Here is a 21,313-nt window from a genome sequence, read left to right as displayed (position 1 = left end):
GGTACGATTCGCGGCTTGTGAGCACGCAAGTCACCTTGGTGGGGAGGACACCGGAGGCATGAAGCCTCCGGTGTCTGGCTTGCGCAAACGCTAAGAACCTGTTCTAAGAAATCGCCCCTCCCGACGGCTACCCAAAAAACAAAAAACCGCGCCATTTCAGCGCGGTTTTTTTGTGGGTGAAGGACGCGCACTGCGCGCGCAGGTCAGGTCTGTGCCAACGCCAGCTTGCGCGCCGCCCAACGCCGCAGCAGGCGCGGCAGGATGAGCACGGCCAGCACGATGATGATCAGTGTCAGCGAGCCTGGACGTTCCAGGAAAATGGTCCACTTGCCTTCACCAATCGACACGGCATTGCGCATCTGCGCCTCGGCCAAGGGGCCCAGGATCATGCCCACCACCACTGGTGCGGCCGGGAAGTCAAAGCGGCGCATCACCACACCCAAGAGGCCAATCGCATACAGCAGTACCAGGTCGAACGCGCTCTGGCGCATGCCATACACGCCCAGCGTGGAGAACACCAGAATGCCCGCGTACAGGTACGACTTGGGAATGTTCAGCAGCTTCACCCACAGGCCCACCAGGGGCAGGTTCAGGATGAGCAGCATCACGTTGCCGATGTACATCGACGCAATCAGCGCCCACACCAGCGCGCCATTGGTGTCGAACAGCTGCGGCCCGGGCTGGATGCCGTAGTTCTGGAACGCGCCCAGCAGGATGGCCGTGGTGTTCGACGTGGGGATGCCCAGCGTGAGCAGCGGGATCAGCGTGGCCGTGATGGCCGCGTTGTTGGCGGCCTCGGGGCCAGCCACGCCTTCGATGGCGCCGGTGGTGCCGAACTCTTCCTTGTTCTTGCTGAGCTTCTTTTCAGCCGCGTAGCTCAGGAAGGTGGGGATCTCGCTGCCGCCTGCAGGGATGGTGCCGAACGGAAAGCCGATGAACGTGGCACGCAGCCAGGCCGGCCACGAGCGCTTCCACTCTTCCTTGGTCATGTGTGTGCTCGTCAGGCGGTTCTGCGTCTCGTCGGACTTGCCTTCGTACATCACGTTGTACAAGGCTTCACCCACCGCAAACAGGCCCACGGCGATCAACACCACCTCGATGCCATCCATCAGCTCGGGCACGCCGCCGGTGTAGCGCGCCTGGCCCGAGATCTGGTCAATCCCGATAAGGCCCATGGCCAGCCCCACGAACAGGGCGACCATGCCGCGCAGCGTGCTCTTGCCCAGCACGGCGCTCACGGTGGTGAAGGCCAGCACCATGAGCATGAAGTACTCGGGCGGGCCCAGGCGCACGGCGTATTCAGCCACCAATGGGGCAAAAAAAGTGACCAGCACCGTGGCAATGGTGCCCGCAACAAACGAGCCAATCGCGGCAGTGGCCAGCGCTGCGCCGGCGCGGCCGTTCTTGGCCATCTTGTTGCCCTCCATGGCAGTCACCATGGACCCGGCCTCACCGGGTGTGTTGAGCAGGATGGAGGTGGTGGAGCCGCCGTACATGGCTCCGTAGTAGATGCCGGCAAAGAAGATCATGGAGGCCGTGGCCTCGACCTTGACGGTGATGGGCAGCAGCATGGCCACGGCCACTGCGGGCCCGATGCCGGGCAGCACGCCGACCGCAGTGCCGATCATGCAGCCCACAAAGGCCCACATCAGGTTGATGGGGGTCGCAGCGGTCGCAAAACCCTGCATCAAGAGATTCAACGTTTCCATAGCGTGCAGGCTTTACAGCCACCCCGTGTTGGTCAGGCCGGGCAGGTTGATGGCCAGCAATTGCGTAAACATCCAGTACACCGGGGCGGCCACGGCCACACCGATGAAAGAATCCTTGATCCAGGCCTGCAGACGCAGGTCCAGCTCGCCTTCGGAACTCCGGAAGCCCCGCACCGACAGCACAAAGCACAGCGCGCAGCTCAGGATAAAGCCCAGCGTCGTGATGAGCAGGGCATTGAGCAGCAGCCCGGCCGACACCCAGATGAAGCCCTTCCAGTGGGCGCGCTCGTCGCCCGATCCTTCTTCCAGCTCGCGGAACCCCCCGGTCAGGGCATGCACCACGCAGAGCACACCGCAGATCAGCAAGGCAATGCTGACCATCCAGGGGAAGAAATTGGGGCCTACACCGCCATAGCCAGCTTCAGAGCTGACCGAGCTGGCGCCCCAAGCCAGGCACAGCGCAAGCACCACCAGCCCCGCCCCTATCAGGGTCTGCAAGGGCTTGGAGCGCGACGAATGTTGTTGTGTCATGTTTTTTTCCTTCGCACCAACCACTGCTGCGGCAGCGCCACCACCCACCCCCAAAGGGTTGAAGGCGACTGGCGCGCCTTGCTTCAGATCATTCCGGACTTGGCCATGGTGGCGCGCATGCTGGCGAACTCGGCATCCACGAAGTTGGCGAACTCGTCACCCGCCATCCAGGCCGGGGTCCAGCCGTTCTTCTCCATGGCATCTTGCCAGGCCTTGTGCTTGAAGGTCTTGGCCAGCGCGTCGATCAGTGCCTTGCGCTGCTCGGCCGTGATGCCAGGCGCGCCATACACACCGCGCCAGTTGCCGATTTCGACGTTGATGCCCTGCTCCTTGAGCGTGGCCACGTTCACGCCCTTCAGGCGCGAGCCCGAGGTGACGCCCACGGCGCGCATCTTGCCCGCAGAGATGTACTCGGCAAACTCGCTGTAGCCGCTGCCGCCCACGGTGACGTTGCCACCCAGGATGGCGGCGGTGGCCTCACCACCCCCACGGAAAGCCACGTAGTTGATCTTGGAAGGGTCCACGCCCACTTCGCGCGCGATCATCGCGGCTGCGATGTGCTCGGTGGAGCCACGCGAACCACCGCCCCACTTCACGCTGCCAGGGTCTTTCTTGAGCTGGTCCACCACATCCTTCATGGACTTGAAAGGCGAATTGGCGGGCAGCACGAACACGTTGTATTCGCTGGTCAAACGTGCCAGTGGCGTGACCTTGTCCAGGCCCACCGGCGGCTTGCCGGTGATGATGCCACCCAGCATCACGGCGCCCATCACCATCATGGCGTTCGGGTCGCCCTTGCTGGCGTTGACAAACTGGGCCAGGCCGATCGCACCCGCAGCGCCACCCTTGTTGTCATAGGACACCGACGATGCGGCGCCTGCATCCTGCATGGCTTTGCCCAAGGCACGGCCCGTGGAATCCCAGCCACCGCCGGGGTTGGCGGGGATCATCATCTTGAGGGTCGGTGCGCTCTGGGCCGAAACAGGCAGCACGCCTGCAGCGGCCATGGCTGCCAGCGATTTGAGGAAGATATCGCGACGCATGGAGTCTCCTTGTAAGGTTTGCGAACCGCTCGATGATGCGCGCCCTGCCTGTCAAACGGCTGTCCGTGGACTCAGGGAAAACACTCATGCGCCCCGCACAATGAGACGGTGATATGGTGCCGCGCATGCAACTGCTTCTTGTTGAAGACGACCCCACCATGCAGGCCACGCTGCACCGCGCACTGACACGCCGTGGCATGGAAGTCACCGCCGTGGGAGACGGCCGTGCAGCACTCAGTCAATGGGCCGCCCGGCAGCCCGATGCGGTGATCCTGGACCTGACCCTGCCAGGGTTGGATGGCCTGCAGGTGCTGCAACAGGCCCGCTCACGCGGACTGCGCACCCCCGTGCTCATCCTCACCGCACGCGGTACCGTGGGCGACCGTGTGATGGGCCTGAACGCGGGGGCCGACGACTACCTGCCCAAACCCTTTGATCTGGATGAACTGGAAGCGCGCCTGCGGGCCCTGGTGCGCCGCAGCGCCGACCCTGCCCCCGGCACTCCCATGGCGCCCAGCACCGTGCAGATCGGCGCCATCCGCTACGACAAGGACAGCGGCGCGCTCTACCTGAATGGCGAAGTGATGGAGCTGACACCGCGCGAACTGGCGCTGATGCACGCCTTGCTCGCCCAGCCAGGCCATGCCGTGACCAAGGAGCGGCTGTACGAACTGGTGTTCCCCGGCCAGCTGGATGTGCAGTACGAGGCCATTGAGGTCGTGGTGTACCGCCTGCGCAAGAAGATGGCAGGCACCGGACTGACCCTGATGACGTTGCGCGGGCTGGGCTATCTGCTGCGGGCCGACACATGACAGGATCAAAGGGCTCGCCCCGCCACCCTTCGCTGCGCCGCCGCCTGCTGCTGGGCATCCTGCTGCCAGTGGCGCTGTTCATTGGTTTCAACACCTATAGCCTCTATCAGCAAACCCTGGCCTCGCTCAATACGGCCTACGACCGCACCCTGCTGGCGTCGGCCAAAAGCATCAGCGAACAATTGGATGTGCGGGGCTACGACGACGCCGCGCAATTGCGCGCCATCGTGCCCTATTCAGCGCTGGAGGCCTTCGAGGCCGACAACCAGAGCCAGATGTTCTACCGCGTATCCACGCTGCGCGGCGAGATCGTGTCGGGCTTTGACGAGCTGCCTGTTTGGCGCGGGACCATCCCGGACCGGCCACCCTATGCCGCGCTGGTGGATTTTTATGACGACCGTTTCCGCGACCGCGATGTGCGCGTGGCCGTGCTGCTGCAGCCCGTGGCCAGTTCCGAAGGCCGCGCCATGGCCGTGATTCAGGTGGCCGAAACCCTGGAAGTGCGCGAAACGCTGGCCCTGCAGATTCTGCGCAATACCTTGCTGCGCCAGGCACTGTTGATCGCCGTGATCGCGTTGACCGTGGTGCTGGTGGTGCAGCGGGCCATCCACCCCGTGCGGCAGCTGAGTCTGCAGTTGCAAGGGCGCAAGGAGGGCGACCTGAGCCCCATCGCCGCCCCGTCCACCCCGCGCGAGCTGCAGCCGCTGATCGATGCCACCAACGAGGTCATGCAACGCCTTCGCCACTTGCTGCGGCACCAAAAGCGCTTCGTGCGCGATGCCTCGCACCAGCTGCGCACGCCGCTGGCGGTGCTCAAGACCCAGGTGCAGTCTGCCTTGCGCGGCGATGTGGAGCCCCAGCAAGCACTGCAGGAGATCAGCGATACGGTGGACCGCGCCACGCAGCTGGCCAACCAAATGCTGGCGCTGGCCAAGGTAGAGCAACTGCGCCAGCAAAGCACCCCCCCGGCCACGCGGCTGGACGAACTGCTGCGCACCGTGGCGCTGGAGATCTCGCCCTTGATCGCCCAGCGCGACCTGGACTTCGGCATACACACCGAGCCGGCATTGGTCCAATCCCATGAATGGATGCTGCGTGAGCTAAGCCGCAACCTGCTGCACAACGCGGTGCGCCATGCCCCGCAGGGCAGCGAACTCACCGTGGACCTGCGCACCGACAGCCACCACGTGGCGCTGACCATCAGCGACCACGGCCCCGGCATCGACGATGAATTGGCGACGCGCCTCTTCCAGCCCTTTTCAGCAGGCGATGTGCGCACGGGCAGCGGCCTGGGCCTGGCCATTTGCCATGAGATCGTGCAAGCCCTCGGTGGCAGCATCGCTTTGACCAACCGCATGGTGGGCAGCAGGATGGCAGGGCTGGACGCCGTGGTGCGCCTGCCGCTGGCCGCGCCATCGGCTGACATGGGCGGCTCCGTCCACGCGGCACAATCCCCCGTATGAACACCCTGGAGACAATGCGGCTCGACAAGTGGCTGTGGTGCGCCCGCTTCTACAAAACCCGCAGTCTGGCCACCGAAGAGATCGGCAAGGGCCGCGTCACGGTCAATGGCCAGCTGGCCAAACCCGCGCGGGACCTGCGCTGCGGCGACACCGTGGCCCTGCGCCAAGGGCCAGTGGCCCGCACCGTGCAGGTCCGGGGCCTGAGCGGGGCGCGCGGGCCCGCGCCGGTGGCGCAGCAGCTGTATGAGGAGACGCCCGACAGCATCGCCGCCCGCGAGAAGGCCGCAGAACTGCGCCGCCTGGCCCCCGAACCCGCAGCCACATTGCACGAAGGCCGCCCCACCAAACGCGATCGGCGCGAGATCGACAAAGTGAGCAACAAAGGGGGCGAGTGGGGCAGCCGCTGGAGTGCCTCCATCGACGAATGAGCGCAGCGTGGGCTTGCGGGTTTGCAAGGCTCTGCAAGACAGACTGAAAAGACAGATGGCCCAAAGAAAAAAGCCCAAGTGAATGAATCACTTGGGCTTTATCTTGGCGGAAACGGAGGGATTCGAACCCTCGATGAGGCTCTACACCCCATACTCCCTTAGCAGGGGAGCACCTTCGGCCACTCGGTCACGTTTCCAATCCCACTATTATGCCCCATTTCTGAGGCGCTTCTGGCGGTTTAGGCGACTTCCTGGTTCAGCTCGAACGCCTTGTGCAGGCTGCGCACGGCCAGTTCGACGTCCTTTTCGTCAATCACGACCGACGTCTTGATTTCAGAGGTGGAGATCATCTGGACGTTAATGCCCTCGTCGCTCAGTACGCGGAACATCTTGCTGGCCACGCCCACATGGCTGCGCATGCCGATGCCGACGATGCTGACCTTGCAGATCTTGGTGTCGCCAACGACCTCTTGCGCGCCCAGTGCAGGCGCCACTTTTTCCTTGAGCAAGTCCACCGTGCGCGCACAGTCGCCGCGATGGACCGTGAAGCTGAAGTCGGTCTTGCCGTCCTTGCCCACGTTCTGGATGAACACGTCCACTTCGATGTTGGCCTCGGCCACTGCGCCCAGGATCAGGTAGGCGATGCCGGGCTTGCCAGGCACGCCCAGCACGGAGATCTTGGCTTCATCGCGGTTGCAAGCGATGCCAGATACAACGGCTTGTTCCATTTTTTTCGTCTTCCTCACAAGTGATCAGTGTGCCGGACCTGGCTTCTTCGTGAACGATCCATGCCATTGGAATTGTTGGGGTGACGCCTCCGAAGCCACGGCGCCAGGCAAAACACGGTTGTGGCGCGCCACCAATGTTCGTGCGATCAGGGGACCAAAACCTGGGGACTGTGCCAATCGATATTTGGCCCGGCCCGCACCACAAATCCGCGCCCCACCTTGATGTGGATGCGGTGGCCGCGTGTTGTGCAGACGGCCACCTGATCCAGCAACTCGCCCAGCTGCGCCGCCGCGGGCGTGGTGTGGTGGAACTGACGCAACCAGTGGCGCAGCACATTCGCCTGGCGCGTCCGGCTCAAGCCCTGCAGCGCGGTGATCTGCGGCGGTACGCCGACCTGTGCCAGATCCTGCTGCGCCAGTTCGCCCTGCAGTTCCGCCGCCTGCGCGGCGTTGGATGCCGAGCGGGCGAACGTATCGCGAAACGCGGGAAAGGCGGCCTCCAGTGCGGGCAACAGTTGTGCACGAATACGGTTGCGGGTGTAGCGCTGGTCGGTGTTGGTGGGGTCTTCCACCCAACCCTGCCCCTGCGCCCGCAGCCAGCTGCGGATGTCTATGGCGGCCACCGGCAGCAACGGGCGGTGCCACACCACGCCGGCGCGTTCCCAGCGGGCGGGCATGGCGGCCAGCCCGGCAACGCCCGCGCCACGCGACAGCGCCAGCAGCAGCGTCTCGGCCTGATCGTCCGCGTGTTGTGCAATCGCTATTGATTTAATAGCTAATTGCGCTTTACTGGCAAGCGCTACAGCCTCAAAAGCTTTGTATCTTGCCTGCCTGGCAGCATCTTCGGGGCTCTGGCCAGGGGCGTGGCGGGCGTCCGGCCGCTCCACCCACAGCGGCACACCAAGGCCTTGGCACAAGGCAGCGCAATGTTGCTCGAACCCATCGGCCGCCGCCTGCAGGCCGTGGTGCACATGGATGGCCCGCACCTGCCCGGGCCAACGGCGCGCACAGGCCAGCAGCAGTGCCGTGGAGTCGGCCCCGCCGCTCAGCCCCACGGCCAGCGGCAGTGCGGGCGCAAACGCCTGCATGGCAGCATCGAACGATTGGGTCATTCCGGCACCCGGCCTGCGCCACGAAACGGTGGTGCCGCATCAGGTGCACAAAAGCAATGGACAGGGCGGGAGTACATGGGCGCCGATTATCGCGGGCGCCCTCCCTTCTTCTCACACTCTTTGCCCCATCAAGCAACCGGTGCAGACAAACGCGGTGCGACATGCGAGGCATCGGAGGACAGACGGAACGTGCCCACCACCTCCGACAGCCGCACCGACTGGTCCTTGAGGCTCTGCGCGGCTGCGGCGCTTTGCTCCACCAGCGCGGCGTTCTGCTGGGTCATCTGGTCAAGGTGCGATACCGCCTGCCCCACCTCGTTGATGCTCGTGCTCTGTTCGTTGGTGGATGCCGTGATCTCGGCCATGATGTCCGTCACGCGCTGCACCGAGGTCACGATGTCGTTCATGGTGGTACCCGCGTCGTGCACCAGCCGCGAGCCGTTTTCCACCTGTTCCACCGACGCGCTGATGAGCTGCTTGATTTCCTTGGCAGCCTCCGCACTGCGCCCGGCCAGGCTGCGCACTTCACTCGCGACCACTGCAAAGCCACGACCTTGCTCGCCGGCGCGTGCTGCCTCCACCGCCGCATTCAGCGCGAGGATGTTGGTCTGAAAGGCAATGCCGTCGATCACGCCAATGATGTCGTTGATCTTGCGCGACGCGGCGTTGATCTGCTCCATGGTGGTCACCACGTTGCCCACCACCTGTCCGCCGTGCTGCGCCACGCTGGACGCCTGGGCCACCAGCTGGTTGGCCTGCCGGGCAGAGTCTGCGTTGTGGCGCACGGTTTCAGTCAGTTGCTGCATGGAGGCCGAGGTCTCCTGCAGGCTAGACGCCGTGAGTTCCGTGCGCCCGCTCAGGTCCTGGTTGCCGGTGGCAATCTCTTCAGCGGCCACACGCACCGAGCTGCTCGCATCGCGGATCTGCGCCAGCACCCCCGAGAGCTTGCCCGCAAAGCTGTTGAAGCTGGCGGCAATTTGTGCCAGTTCGTCTTCGCCCTGCGCATCGATGCGGCGCGAGAGGTCGCCGTCGCCCGCACCGATCTCGTGCATGGCGTCGCGCACCAAGGTCAGCTGGCGCAGGCGCCGGGTCAGGATCACGCCGAGCAGCCCCACGGCCACCACCAGAACCAGCACGCTGGAGACCAGGGATGTGGCCAGCATCGAGCGGATGGGAGCCATTGCCTCGCTCTCATCCAGTGCCACCACCAGCATCCAAGAGGTGCCCGCGATGGGGACCACGCTCAGCAGGCGGCTGCGCCCCCCAATGTCTGCAGGCAGCAGGGTGCTGCTGTCTTTGGCGGCTGCCACCAGTTTGTCGATGGCGAGGTCTTTGGAAAGCTCCGCAATGGGCTTGAGGGTGAGTGCTTGATCGCGGTGGGCAATGATCTTGCCATCGGCTGCCACCAGGAAACCGAAGCTCTGGGGCGTGGGCCGGATGGAGGCTACGTTGGCCACCACCGACTCCATGTAGACGTCGCCCGCCGCTACGCCCTTGAGGGCTGCGCCTGCGCCGACCGGGGTGGCGAACGTCACAACAAGCTTCTGGTCAGACGCTGAAATGTAGGGCGGCGTGACAACCGACGTGCCGGCCTGCGCCGCCTGTTTGTACCAGGGCCGCGCAGTGGGGTCGTAGTCGGCGGGCAAATTGCGCGCTTCGGAAAACACATACTTCTTGTCGGCATAGCCAAAGTAAGCCGTGCTGAACTTGCCTGCGTCACGCAGCATGGCCAGTGACTTGGCGGGCTCGGGCTCTTCAAAGGCGGTGACGGACGCCGCAATGATCGCCGCCTTGGCCCGGGCCCACTCTTCGATGGTTTCGGCGTGGCTTTTGGCCGTGGCCAGGCCCTCCTCCGCCAGCGACACTTGCGCCTGCCCGCGCGCCGAAAAGTAGTTGACCAGGGTCAACACCAGCAGGGCCGCCACCATGCACATGGCAGACAGCACCAGGATCTGGCCCTTGAGAGTCTTCAGAAGCGACATGGAGCACCCCTTCATCCAACCGCACGGGCGGCCGTAGGCCATGTTACATCCGGTATCAGGCTGCGCGCCAGTCGGGGTGAGTGCGCAGGGCGCCAGGTTTTGGCTGCAAAAACAACAAAGGCCCCGAAGGGCCGTGGGCGCAATGCGCGAAGGGCTGCCAATCGGTCAGCGGCTCAGCGGCTGTCGGCCTTGGTGTCGCTGAAGCGGCCGTAGCTCTGCAAGCGCTCGTAGCGGCGGTCCAGCAGGTCTTTGGTCTTGAGGTCGGCCACCTGACGGAACGCGTCGCCCAGCGCGCGCTTCAGAAAGGCGGCCATCTGCTTGTGGTCGCGGTGGGCACCGCCCACGGGCTCGCTCACGATCTTGTCCACCAGACCCAGGGCCTTCAGGCGGTGGGCGGTAATGCCCAGGGCATCGGCAGCCTCCTGGGCCTTGTCGCTAGTTTTCCAGAGGATGGAGGCGCAGCCTTCTGGGCTGATGACCGAATAGATGGCGTACTGCAGCATCACGACCTGGTCGCCCACGCTGATGGCCAGTGCGCCGCCGGAGCCGCCTTCGCCAATGATGGTGGTGATGATGGGCACTTCCAGCTGCGCCATCTCGAAGATGTTGCGGCCGATGGCCTCGGACTGGCCGCGCTCTTCGGCGTCAATGCCGGGATAGGCTCCGGGCGTGTCCACAAAAGTGAACACGGGCAGCTTGAACTTCTCGGCCGTCTTCATCAGGCGCAGGGCCTTGCGGTAGCCCTCGGGCTTGCTCATGCCGAAGTTGCGCATGGCGCGCTCCTTGGTGTCGCGCCCCTTCTGATGGCCCAGCACCATGCAGGCGTGGCCGTTGAAACGCGCCAACCCACCCACGATAGACAGGTCGTCTGAATAGTGGCGGTCGCCATGCAGTTCGACAAAGTCGGTGAAGATGTCGCGCACGTAGTCGAGCGTGTAGGGACGCTCGGGGTGGCGGGCAATCTTCGTGATCTGCCAGGGCGACAGTTCGCTGTAAATGTCTTTGGTGAGTTGCTGGCTCTTCTTGCTCAGCTGGTCGATCTCTTCCGAGATATCGACGGCACTCTCGGTCTGCACGTAGCGCAGTTCTTCGATTTTGGATTCGAGTTCAGCAATCGGCTGTTCGAAATCCAGAAAGGTTTTTTTCGCCAACGTTTTTCTCCTAGGGGATCGCGACGGTTGCGGCTGCCATGAATGGCACGCACTGTAACCGACGGTTAACGAGTTTTCTAAAGCGCGTCAGTTAGCAACGGGCAATGGGTCGAGCGAGCGCCAAATATACCAAGTCGCGACACTGCTCCAGGGCTTCCAGGCCTCGGCCACCTCGCGGGCGTCGCTGCGGCTGACGGGGTCGCCCGAGAAATAGTTGTGGCTGATGCCGGCGATCAACCCTGGGTCGTCCAGGGGCAATACGTTGGGCCGCATCAGATAGAAGATCAGGAACATCTCCGCCGTCCAGCGGCCAATGCCGCGGATGGCGACCAGCTCGGCAATGATGGCTTCGTCGTCCATCGCCGCCCAATCCTTCACGTGCAGCTTGCCTTCTTCAAAGTGGATGGCGAGGTCCACCAGGTAGTCCACTTTGCGGGCCGACAGGCCGGCAGCACGCATGTCGTCGATTTTCAGCTTGAGCACGGAGGCGGGCTTCATGCTGCGGGGGAGCGCAACAAAACGCTCCCACACGGTCTGCGCGGCCTTCACCGAGACCTGCTGGCCCACGATCGACCGCGCCAGCGTGGTGAACGCGTCGCCGCGTTTCTGCAATGCGGCATCGCCAAACTGCGGGATCAGGCGCTTCATCACCCGGTCCTTCTTCACCAGGTGTTTACACGCCTCGGCCCAGTAGTCGGGCGTGGCCAGCGCGGGTTCTGCAACCAGGGCATCTGGCGCTATTTTTTTAGTAGCAGCCACCGAAAACCCTGTCTGCCGCGGGGGCGTTTTTCACTAGAGATTTGAAGATCACTGCGCAGCTTCCCAGGTGGTGCCTGCGGCGGAGTCCTTCAGCACGATGCCCTGGGCCAGCAGCGCATTGCGGATGCGGTCGGCCTCCGCGAAGTTCTTGGCCGCCTTGGCCGCAGCGCGGGCCGCAATCTGCGCCTGGATGTCCGCCTCGTCCACCCCGCCCGCCCCCGCCTGCAGGAAGGCTTTGGGGTCACCTTGCAAGATACCCAGGCAACCTCCGAGCGCCTTGAGCAGTCCCGCCAGCCCGGCTGAACGTGTCTTGTTGACTTCACCTGCCAGGTCAAACAGCACGGCCACCGCCTCGGGCGTGCCAAAGTCTTCGTCCATGGCTGCCTTGAAGCGCACGGCGTAGGGACCGGTCCAGTCAATCGCTGCCACATCGGCGGGCGCCACCAGGCTCAGCGCGGTGTACAGGCGCTTCAAGGCCTGACGCGCGTCGTCCAGATGGGCATCGCTGTAGTTCAGCGCACTGCGGTAGTGGGCGCGCACGATGAAAAAGCGCACCGTCTCCGCGTCGTAGGTCTTGAGCACGTCGCGGATGGTGAAGAAGTTGCCCAGGCTCTTGGACATCTTCTCGTTGTCGACCCGCACGAAGCCGTTGTGCACCCAGAATTTGGCCAGCGGCTTGCCGGTGGCGCCCTCGCTCTGGGCGATCTCATTTTCGTGGTGCGGGAACTGCAAATCGGCCCCGCCGCCGTGGATGTCAAACGTCTCGCCCAGCGTGGCGCCGCACATGGCCGAGCACTCGATGTGCCAGCCAGGGCGGCCGGAGCCGAATTCGCTGTCCCACTTGGCCTCGGGCGGCTCCTCGGGCTTGGAGGACTTCCACAGCACGAAGTCGAGCGGGTCTTCCTTGCCGTCGAGCACCGCCACGCGCTCGCCGGCGCGCAGCTCATCGAGCGACTTGCCCGAAAGCTTGCCGTAGCCGTCGAACTTGCGCACGGAATAGTTCACATCGCCATTGCTGGCGCGGTAGGCCAGGCCCTTGCCTTCCAGTTGGCCGATGAGCGAGAGCATCTGGGGCACGTATTCGGTGGCGCGGGGTTCGACCGAGGGCGGCTCGATGCCCAACAGACCGATGTCCTGGTGCATGGCGGCGATCATCTCATCGGTGAGGGCACGGATGGTGATGCCCCGCTCCAGCGCGCGCTTGATGATCTTGTCGTCAATGTCCGTGATGTTGCGCACATAGGTGACGCGGTAGCCACTGCTTTTCAGCCAGCGCTGCACGACATCGAACGCCATCATCATGCGGGCGTGCCCGATGTGGCACAGGTCATAGATGGTCATGCCGCACACATACATGCGCACATGGCCAGGTTCGAGCGGGGAAAAGTCTTCCAATGCACGCGACAGCGTGTTGTAGATGCGCAAACTCATGGGATTTCAGTAACGGAGACTTGATGGGGTGGGCGAAATGAGCCCCGGCAGCAGGGGGCGGCGGCCCCTTGGTGGGGGTTGGCCCAGCGAGGGGCGTCCAGCGAAATCACCCGCGGCAACAGCGTACCGTCATGACAACCCCCTCAGCTACAATCCGCCGCAGTATAAGCCCCCGCCCGGGACAGACGCTGCCCAACACCTTTGAAGCCCCCATGAAGCAAGTCCGCCGCACACTTCCACGCCTCCTGCGCCTGCTGGCACTGACCGCGCTTGTGGGCACTGGCGCGGCCCAGGCCGACGACTACACGGAAATCACCCTGCTGATCAAGGCCGGCAAGCCCGCCGACGCGCTCGCCAAGGCCGACCAGCGTCTGGCAGCCAACCCACGCGACCCGCAGTTGCGCTTCCTGCGCGGCGTGGCGCAGGCAGATTCGGGCAAGCCCGCCGATGCCATCACCACCTTCACCAAGCTGACGGAAGAATATCCCGAGCTGCCCGAGCCCTATAACAACCTAGCAGTGCTTTACGCCAACCAGAACCAGCTGGACAAGGCCCGCACGGCACTGGAGATGGCGATCCGCACCAACCCCAGCTACGCCACCGCCCACGAGAACCTCGGCGACATCTACGCCAAGCTCGCCAGCCAGGCGTACAACAAGGCGCTGCAGCTCGATGCCACCAATGCCAATTCCGTCAAACCCAAGCTGGCGCTGATCCGCGAATTGTTCGCACCTGATGCCACCGGCAAGCCAGGCCGTCCGGCTGCCACCGCACCCGCTACCGCGCCGGCCCCCGCCATAGTGGCCACGCAGCGGCCCGCGCCAACCGCAGCCGCCCCAGCGCCTGCACCGACCCCGGCCCCGGCGGCAGCCCCCACACCGGCACCAGCGCCAGCTCCCGCCGCTACACCCGCTCCTGCGACAACCCAAACCCAGGCCGCTGCCGCAGCACCCGCCACCGCCCCAGCAGCGGCGGCGAGCGACGCTGCCACCGTCCAGGCCGTCACATCCGCCGTGCAGGCGTGGGCCACCGCCTGGTCCTCCAAAGACATGCCAGGCTACCTGGGTGCCTACGACAAATCCTTCGATCCACCCGGCCGCCAGACGCGCGCCGTCTGGGAAAAAGAGCGCGAGGCGCGCATCGTGGGCAAATCCAAGATCAGCGTCCAGCTGTCCGATATCAGCGTTGCGGTCAATGGCAGCAAGGCCACTGCCCGCTTTCGCCAGGCCTACACCGCCGATGCTCTCAACGTAACCAGCCGCAAGACGCTGGATCTGGTGAACCACAACGGCCGCTGGACCATCGTCCGCGAATCCACCGGCGGTTGACCTTGAGCCCCGACGCCGGGCCTGCGCCTGCAGCGCGGGCGTTTTCTGCGGCCCGCCCCTGAAGGCCTGAACCTGAAACCGCGCATGTTTGTGGAGCTGTCCGCACCAGGCCGCTGTGCCGCGGCTGGCACTTTTTTCCTCGCCGCACTGCTGCAGGCGGCGCCCGCGCACGCCCAGAGCGGCAAGGTCGGCCGCATAGCCGCCCCCTCTGCGGCAGAACCGGCCGCCGCCAAGTCGCCCGACCTGCGCGACGGACAGGCGGAAACCCGCCTGCTGGCGGTTTACAAGCTCATCGCGGAAGGCCGCAGCCGCGAGGCGCTGGCCCAGGCAGAAACCCTGGCGCGCGACTATCCCAACTTCCAGCTCGCGCAGCTGGCCGTGGGCGACCTGCTGATGTCACGCACGCGGCCCATCCGCCGCATGGGCGATGTGCCAGAACCCGATTCGGCGCGCAGTCTTCAGGCGGCCACCACCCTGGAAGAACTGCGCAACGAATCGCGCCAGCGCGTGGACGCCCAACGCAGCCGCCCGCCAGCACACAGCATTCCAGCCCAGTTCCTGGAGCTCTCGCCCCGCTCGCGCCATGCGATTGCCGTGGACGCTTCGCGCTCACGCCTGTATCTTTTCGAGAACACCCCAAAAGGCCTGCAGCTGATTGCGGACTACTACGCCTCGGTGGGCAAGCTGGGCATCGAGAAAAACCTGGAAGGCGACCAGCGCACGCCGCTCGGGGTCTACTTCATCACCAGCCGGCTGGACCCCGCCACGCTCAAGGACTTCTACGGCGCAGGCGCCCTGCCCATCAACTACCCCAACCCCCTGGACCAGAGCCGGGGCAAGACTGGCAGCGGCATCTGGCTGCATGGCACGCCGCCCGATCAGTTTGCCCGCGCGCCCCTGGCGACCGACGGTTGCCTGGTGCTGGCCAACCCCGACCTGGAACGCATTCTGCGCACCGTGGAGCCCCGCTCCACGCCCGTGGTCATCGCCCGCCAATTGCAATGGGTGGCACCGCACGCCGTTCAGGCAGACCGCAAGTCTTTTGACGCGGTGCTCAACGCCTGGCGCAGCGCCAAGACCGAAGGCGACATGAAGCGCCTGCTGGGCTTTTACGCACCGGATTTCCAGAGCTACCGCAAGAAGCCGCTGGAAGAATGGTCCCAGGTGCTCAAGACCGAGACCCGCGCACTGCGGGGCAGGGAACTACACCTCAAGGACAAGTCTTACCTGCGCTGGACAGATTCCGCCGACACCATGGTGGTAACGTTCGGCGAAGTCGCCGAAGGCGCCCGCACGGGCCCCGTCAAGCGCCAGTACTGGGCGCGGCGGGGCCAACAATGGCAGATATTTTTCGAAGGAGTGATTGGATGATTTCCAGAAGAAATTCGACCCTGGCGCTTGCCAGTGTTGCGCTAGCAGCTATGTTTTCAGTAGCATCCGTGCATGCGGAGGATGCCCCCAAGGTCAAGCTGTCCACCTCGATGGGCGACATCGTGGTCCAGCTCGATCCTGCCAAGGCGCCCAAGACGGTCGAGAACTTCCTGGGCTACGTCAAGGACAAGCACTATGACGGCACAGTGTTCCACCGCGTGATCGACGGCTTCATGATCCAGGGCGGCGGCTTCACCGCCGACCTGATCCCCAAGCCCACCAAGGCCCCGATTCCCCTTGAAGCCAGCAACGGCCTCAAGAACGACAACTACACCATCGCCATGGCGCGCACGGGCAACCCCAACTCCGCCACGTCGCAGTTCTTCATCAATGTGAAGGACAACGCCATGCTCAACGCCCCCAGCCCGGACGGCCATGGCTATGCCGTGTTCGGCAAAGTGGTGAGCGGCAACGACGTGGTCGACAAGATCAAGGCCGTGGCCACGGGCAACAAGGGCCCGCACCAGAACGTGCCCACCACCCCCGTCACCATCAACTCCGCCACGCTGGTGAAGTAATCCCTTTTTGTTGATTCATTGATCGAAAGAACCTTGCCATGAGCAACCCCCAAGTCGAACTGCACATTGCCGGCTACGGCGTCATCACCCTCGAACTCGACGAAGCCAAGGCCCCCAAGTCGGTGGCCAACTTCCTGTCGTATGTGAACAAGGGCCACTACAACAACACCATCTTCCACCGCGTGATCCCCGGGTTCATGGTGCAAGGCGGCGGTTTTGAGCCCGGCATGAACCAGAAAAACTCTGACGCGCCTATTGAGAACGAAGCCAACAACGGCCTCAAGAACGCCAACTACACCGTGGCCATGGCCCGCACCAGCGACCCGCACTCGGCCACCGCCCAGTTCTTCATCAACGTGGCGGACAACGGCTTCCTGAACCACACCGCCCCCTCGGCCCAGGGCTGGGGCTATGCCGTGTTCGGCAAGGTGGTTGGCGGCGCCGACGTGGTGGACAAGATCAAGGCCGTGAAGACCGGCCGCAAGGGCTTCCATGACGACGTGCCGAAGGAAGACGTGATCATCGAAAAGGCCGTCGCCCTCTGAGCATGGCATCCCCCTGTGGCGCTGCGCGCTTTCCCCCTTCTCTCGCAACGCTGCGCGCTGCGGTAAGGGGGACGACGCCCTCGCTGCGGGGCGGCCCTTGCTCGGCGTCTGCCGCCGAGGCCGCGCCAGTGTCGGCCGCCAGTTGCACGCTGCAGCGCAAGGAATGAACCATTCAGGCCCCGCCGTGACGACCGTGCCCCGGTTCGAGGAGCTTGCCGCTCCCTCGCACTGGCGCATGGTCGAATTCATTTCGGACCTGCACCTGCAGGCCAGCGAGCCCGCCACTGTGGCCGCATGGCAGCACTACCTGGCAACCACCGAAGCGGATGCCCTCTTCATCCTGGGTGATCTGTTCGAGGTCTGGGTGGGCGACGACGCCATTGCCGAGACCGGCAGCTTCGAGGCCGAGGGCTGCGCGGCCCTCAGGGCGGCAGCCCAGCGCCTGCCCGTGTATTTCATGCACGGCAACCGCGACTTTCTGGCGGGCCCAGCGTTCCTTGCGCAGTGTGGCATCACGGGCCTGGCAGACCCGACCGTGTTGACCTTCTCTGGCCAGCGCTTCGTGCTCAGCCATGGCGACCTGCTGTGCCTGGACGATGTCGAGTACCAGCGCTTTCGTTTGCAGGCCCGCAGCGCCGAATGGCAACAGCAGTTTTTGGCACAGCCCCTGGCCACCCGCCGTGCGCAGGCACGCGGCATCCGCCAGGAGAGCGAGGCGCGCAAGCAGTCCGGCGTCACCTACGCCGACGTAGACGGCCCCGCAGCCATCGCCTGGCTGCAGGCGGCCCAGGCAAACACCTTGCTCCACGGGCACACCCACCGCCCGGCCGACCATCAGCTGGCTTCGAACCTGCAGCGCGTGGTGCTGAGCGACTGGGACGCTGCAGCATTCCCGCCCCGCGCGGAAATACTGCGTTTGTCCCGCGCGGGCTTGGAACGGCTTCCTATGGCCCCCATGTACGAGCGATCCTGAACTGTGCGGGGTTTCACTTCCCGCTGCTCGATCGCCATGCCACCTCTTTTCAACCGGCTCTGGAGCCGTGTCCGCGCCACGGTGGCCCCTGTGCCCGACATCTCCGCCGCCCTGTGGCTGCAGACCCTCCGGCGCTACCCCTTTTTGGCGGCGCTGTCGCTGCATGACCAGGCCAAACTGCGCGCGCTCAGCGCCCTCTTCCTGCACCACAAGGAATTCCACGGTGCCCACGGCCTGGTGGTGACCGACGCCATGGCCATCGACATTGCGGCGCAGGCCTGCCTGCCCCTGCTGCACTGGGGCGACCCGGCGAAGGCGCTGGACTGGTACGACGATTTCGTGACCATCGTGCTGCACCCCGGCGAGGCGGTGGCACGCCGCAAGACGGTGGACGAAGCCGGCGTGGTGCATGAACACACGCAGGTGCTGCTGGGCGAGGCCATGGAACGCGGCCCCATCATGCTCAGCTGGGAGCACGCCTCCAACGGGCGTGAGAACACTGAGCGCGGCCACAACGTGGTGGTGCACGAGTTCGTTCACAAGCTCGACATGCGCAGCGGTGAGGCCAATGGCTGCCCACCGTTGCCCGCTGGTTTCCTGGGTGCACGCACCGGCCGCGCTGCCTACGAGGCTTGGTGGAATGCCTGGGAGCCGGCCTATGAACAGTTCCGCGAGCGTGTGATCCTGGCCGAGCGCTTTGGCGCCGAACGACCCTGGCTGGACGCGTATGGGGCCACATCGCAGTCCGAGTTCTTTGCGGTGGCCTGCGAGGCATATTTTGTGAACCGGGATCGGTTTGCGCAGGAGTTTCCAGGGCTGATGCCGGTGCTGGACGCGTTCTTTGTTACTGAAGATTCCGCCCGCTCCTAACAAAAGCCCAGAGCGTGGCGCAACAAACCTCTGCAACTCCCCTGCCGAACTTGCTACACCAAAGCAATTGCCTTGGGCGACCCAGCAGCCTTTTGGGCGACCCACGCATGCGCTTGACGGGCTTCGCGAAGAATTGTGTTTCTGTTTGAAACGATTTGAGCCCTAGACCTTCCTTTTTGCGCCTCATTTTCTAATGAGGCGCTACTGTTGTGCCTCTGCCGCCATAGCTGCATGGTGTCACTAACGAACGATATCTGGGAGTTTTCATGTCTGGCATTTCATCCGGGGATCGGCTCAGGCGCGTTGGCGCGCTGGCCGCATTGGTGGTCACGTTGCTCAATGCTTGCGGTGGGGGTTCCGGGGATTCTTCGGGGCCTTCGGCCCCGCCTCCCCCTCCACCCCCTCCTCCGGCCCCGGCCACGGCCCTGTCGCTGCTGGCGGGCAATGCCGATGGCGCGGGCACCCAGGACGGGCCCGCCCCGGGCGTCGCCCGCGTGGGGGTCGATGTGGGGGGCATGGCCGTCACGCCCCAAGGTGACGTGGTTTTCCTGGACACGGGCAACCACCGGGTGCGCAAGCTCAGCGCCGGCTCCGCGCACATCACCACCGTGGCAGGAGGTGGCGGCTGGGTGCACACCGGCGCCGTGTCCAACCATGCCGACGGCGACGGCCCCGCTGCCCGCTTCTACCAGCCCAAGGCGGTCGCGGTGGACACCGCCGGCAACATGTATGTGGCCGACACGGAAAACCACCTGGTGCGCAGGATCAGCCCCACCGGAGCGGTGACCACTCTGGCTGGCAAGCCGGGCGTGTGCGGCAACCAGGATGGCACGTCCGACACCGCGACGTTCTGCCGGCCTTCCAGCATTACCGTGGACAAGGCCGGTACCGTGTACGTGGCGGAAACCAGGCCGTCGTCGACCACCTTGTCCGCCGCCAATCCCATCCGCAAGATCTCCACCACCGGCCAGGTGAGCACACTGACCAGCAAGGCCAGTGAGTACCCGACGTCCATCTTTTTCTCCGGCCCCCCGATCCAGATCTACTACCCGGTACATCTGGCCACCGACTCCACGGGCGCCCTGTATGCCGCCGACCCCAACGACCACGTGGTGCGCCGGTATGCGACCGACGGCCAGGCCACTGTGGTGTCGGGCACCGTCGGCCCCAACAACCAGGGCACCACCGACGGCACGGCCTCGCAGGCGAAGTTCGGCGCCTTCAAGGCGATGGCGTTCGACGCGGCAGACCGCCTGTTCGTGCTGGACAGCACGGGCCTGCCGGCCATCCGCCGCATTGGCAGCGACGGAAGTGCAACCACTCTGGTGCGCTCACAGGGATGCACCGAGTCCCGTGCGCCGGGCAGCCTGTGCCTCGCCAACCAGATGACGGTCAGGCCCGATGGCAGCTTCCTTGTCTCCGAATACGGGATGCAAGGCAACACGTTCCAGTACTCGCAGCTGCGCAGCTACTCACCCCAGGGCACATCGACCCTGGTGGCAGGTCTTGCCTCCGCGCCGGGCGCGGACGACGGTCAGGGCGGCAGCGCCCGGTTTGACGCCCCCGGTGCCTTGGCGTGGAGCCCTTCGGGCACGCTGTACGTGCGCGATGACGGCAACCGGTCGCTGCGCACCGTGATGCCTGACGGCGTGGTGCGCACCTTGGGTACGCCGGGCGGGCACTGCACCACGGTGGGCGGGCTGGGCAGCGAGGTGCTCTCCAGTTTTACCGCGCCCCTGGCCACCGATGGCGCAGGTGCTCTCTACACCCTCCAGGAAGCGCGCGTTTTCAAGACCAGCGCTTGCCAGGCGGCTCTGTGGGCGGACCTCAAGCCTCTGCTGGACAAGGTACCGACCTTCTTCACCAGCGTGGCCTCGGGCATCGCCGCCGACCGGACGGGCAATGTCTACGTGTCCACGTTCAAAGGCACCATTCACAAGATCGATGCCAAGGGCGAGGTGACCCTGCTCGCTGGCAGCCTGGGCACCGTCGGACACGCGGACGGGCAGGGCGCGGCGGCGCAGTTTTCCGCGCTGGGCAACATGGCCACAGATGCGGCCGGCAACCTGTATGTGGTTGACGGCTTGTTCCATGAAGTCAACAAGATCGGGCCCACCATCCGCAAGATCACACCTTCGGGCATGGTCAGCACCCTGGCAGGCAACCCCGCGGCTGCGCCGGGCTACGCGGACGGCACCGGCGCCGCCGCAGTGTTCACGGTGGACCTGGGCTTCAGGTACCCCCAGCAGACGGCCGCGCTTGCCGTGGACGCGCAGGGCAATGTCTACATCACCGACGGCGCCCACCATGTGGTCCGCCGCATCACCCCGGACGGCCGGGTCAGCCCGCTGGCGGGGCAGTTCGGCGCATCCGGCTTTGCGGCGGGCGATCTGCCAGGCCTCATCCACCGGCCGGCGGGGATCGCGGTGCGCGACAACATGCTTTATTTCTCCATGCCCAACGCCGTGGCGCAGGTGAAGCTGCCGGCGCAGTGAGCCT

18 protein-coding genes, 1 tRNA gene and 1 pseudogene are annotated in these 21,313 nt (G+C 64.9%); 10 read left to right on the top strand and 10 right to left on the bottom strand.

The window, feature by feature from the left end:
• Positions 1-203 precede the first annotated feature (203 nt).
• The 3 genes from ASE52_RS01255 to ASE52_RS01245 form a co-directional block, all read right to left on the bottom strand.
• A complete protein-coding gene (locus ASE52_RS01255; protein WP_029413600.1) occupies positions 204-1,709 on the bottom strand; it encodes a tripartite tricarboxylate transporter permease in 1,506 nt (501 codons plus the stop codon).
• Positions 1,710-1,721: 12 nt separating this feature from the next.
• Positions 1,722-2,240, bottom strand: a complete 519-nt coding sequence (locus ASE52_RS01250; RefSeq protein ID WP_057225060.1) for a tripartite tricarboxylate transporter TctB family protein — start codon at positions 2,238-2,240, stop codon at positions 1,722-1,724.
• An 83-nt stretch (positions 2,241-2,323) separates the two neighbouring features.
• Entirely contained in the window at positions 2,324-3,283 is a 960-nt protein-coding gene (locus ASE52_RS01245; protein WP_010460433.1) for a tripartite tricarboxylate transporter substrate-binding protein, read from the bottom strand.
• Positions 3,284-3,396: 113 nt separating this feature from the next.
• Between ASE52_RS01245 and ASE52_RS01240 the strand changes: the two genes are divergently transcribed.
• The 3 genes from ASE52_RS01240 to ASE52_RS01230 are packed head-to-tail and all read left to right on the top strand — an operon-like array spanning position 3,397 to position 5,986.
• Positions 3,397-4,095 carry a response regulator transcription factor gene (locus ASE52_RS01240; RefSeq protein ID WP_010460431.1) on the top strand — a complete coding sequence of 233 codons (699 nt, stop codon included), beginning with the start codon at positions 3,397-3,399 and terminating at the stop codon, positions 4,093-4,095.
• Positions 4,092-5,558 (top strand): sensor histidine kinase, encoded by a 1,467-nt coding sequence (locus tag ASE52_RS01235; RefSeq protein WP_057223156.1) that lies wholly within the window; start codon positions 4,092-4,094, stop codon positions 5,556-5,558. The genes ASE52_RS01240 and ASE52_RS01235 overlap by 4 nt, the downstream gene beginning before the upstream one ends.
• Positions 5,555-5,986: an RNA-binding S4 domain-containing protein gene (locus tag ASE52_RS01230; protein WP_029413597.1), complete on the top strand. Its 432-nt coding sequence runs from the start codon at positions 5,555-5,557 to the stop codon at positions 5,984-5,986. The genes ASE52_RS01235 and ASE52_RS01230 overlap by 4 nt, the downstream gene beginning before the upstream one ends.
• A 104-nt stretch (positions 5,987-6,090) precedes the next feature.
• On the opposite strand, the gene ASE52_RS01225 is transcribed toward ASE52_RS01230, so the two are convergent.
• The 7 genes and pseudogenes from ASE52_RS01225 to cysS all read right to left on the bottom strand — a co-directional run bounded on the left by ASE52_RS01225 (position 6,091) and on the right by cysS (position 13,149).
• A tRNA-Ser gene (locus tag ASE52_RS01225) sits at positions 6,091-6,183 on the bottom strand.
• Between the two features lie 42 nt (positions 6,184-6,225).
• Positions 6,226-6,769 (bottom strand): annotated as a pseudogene (locus tag ASE52_RS01220) (ACT domain-containing protein); the annotation flags it as partial.
• Positions 6,770-6,860: 91 nt separating this feature from the next.
• Positions 6,861-7,826 (bottom strand): tRNA lysidine(34) synthetase TilS, encoded by a 966-nt coding sequence (gene tilS, locus ASE52_RS01215; protein ID WP_057223154.1) that lies wholly within the window; start codon positions 7,824-7,826, stop codon positions 6,861-6,863.
• A 128-nt stretch (positions 7,827-7,954) separates the two neighbouring features.
• A complete protein-coding gene (locus ASE52_RS01210; protein ID WP_057223152.1) occupies positions 7,955-9,808 on the bottom strand; it encodes a methyl-accepting chemotaxis protein in 1,854 nt (617 codons plus the stop codon).
• Between the two features lie 173 nt (positions 9,809-9,981).
• Positions 9,982-10,959, bottom strand: coding sequence for an acetyl-CoA carboxylase carboxyltransferase subunit alpha (locus ASE52_RS01205; protein ID WP_010460423.1), 978 nt, complete (start codon positions 10,957-10,959; stop codon positions 9,982-9,984).
• Positions 10,960-11,046: 87 nt separating this feature from the next.
• The gene (locus ASE52_RS01200) at positions 11,047-11,718 is read right to left on the bottom strand and encodes a DNA-3-methyladenine glycosylase (protein WP_057223150.1); all 672 of its coding nucleotides are present in this window, start codon (positions 11,716-11,718) and stop codon (positions 11,047-11,049) included.
• Positions 11,719-11,766: 48 nt separating this feature from the next.
• Entirely contained in the window at positions 11,767-13,149 is a 1,383-nt protein-coding gene (gene cysS / locus ASE52_RS01195; protein WP_057223148.1) for a cysteine--tRNA ligase, read from the bottom strand.
• 212 nt (positions 13,150-13,361) lie between these two features.
• Between cysS and ASE52_RS01190 the strand changes: the two genes are divergently transcribed.
• The 7 genes from ASE52_RS01190 to ASE52_RS01160 all read left to right on the top strand — a co-directional run bounded on the left by ASE52_RS01190 (position 13,362) and on the right by ASE52_RS01160 (position 21,309).
• Positions 13,362-14,477 carry a nuclear transport factor 2 family protein gene (locus tag ASE52_RS01190; RefSeq protein ID WP_057223147.1) on the top strand — a complete coding sequence of 372 codons (1,116 nt, stop codon included), beginning with the start codon at positions 13,362-13,364 and terminating at the stop codon, positions 14,475-14,477.
• An 84-nt stretch (positions 14,478-14,561) separates the two neighbouring features.
• A complete protein-coding gene (locus ASE52_RS01185; protein WP_057223145.1) occupies positions 14,562-15,848 on the top strand; it encodes a L,D-transpeptidase family protein in 1,287 nt (428 codons plus the stop codon).
• A complete protein-coding gene (locus tag ASE52_RS01180) occupies positions 15,845-16,426 on the top strand; it encodes a peptidylprolyl isomerase (protein WP_029413587.1) in 582 nt (193 codons plus the stop codon). The genes ASE52_RS01185 and ASE52_RS01180 overlap by 4 nt, the downstream gene beginning before the upstream one ends.
• A gap of 38 nt (positions 16,427-16,464) precedes the next feature.
• On the top strand, positions 16,465-16,971 hold the full coding sequence (locus tag ASE52_RS01175) for a peptidylprolyl isomerase (RefSeq protein WP_010460411.1): 507 nt from the start codon (positions 16,465-16,467) through the stop codon (positions 16,969-16,971).
• Between the two features lie 163 nt (positions 16,972-17,134).
• Positions 17,135-17,944 carry a UDP-2,3-diacylglucosamine diphosphatase gene (locus tag ASE52_RS01170; protein WP_057223144.1) on the top strand — a complete coding sequence of 270 codons (810 nt, stop codon included), beginning with the start codon at positions 17,135-17,137 and terminating at the stop codon, positions 17,942-17,944.
• Positions 17,945-17,980: 36 nt separating this feature from the next.
• Entirely contained in the window at positions 17,981-18,814 is an 834-nt protein-coding gene (locus ASE52_RS01165) for a M90 family metallopeptidase (RefSeq protein ID WP_029413583.1), read from the top strand.
• Positions 18,815-19,080: 266 nt separating this feature from the next.
• Positions 19,081-21,309: a hypothetical protein gene (locus ASE52_RS01160; protein WP_140426109.1), complete on the top strand. Its 2,229-nt coding sequence runs from the start codon at positions 19,081-19,083 to the stop codon at positions 21,307-21,309.
• Positions 21,310-21,313: the final 4 nt, after the last annotated feature.

Source organism: Acidovorax sp. Root275 (assembly GCF_001428965.1).
GTDB classification, from domain to species: Bacteria; Pseudomonadota; Gammaproteobacteria; order Burkholderiales; family Burkholderiaceae_C; genus Acidovorax; species Acidovorax radicis.
Note: the sequence above shows the minus strand (reverse complement) of the source record. Positions and strands in the feature narration are given on the sequence as shown.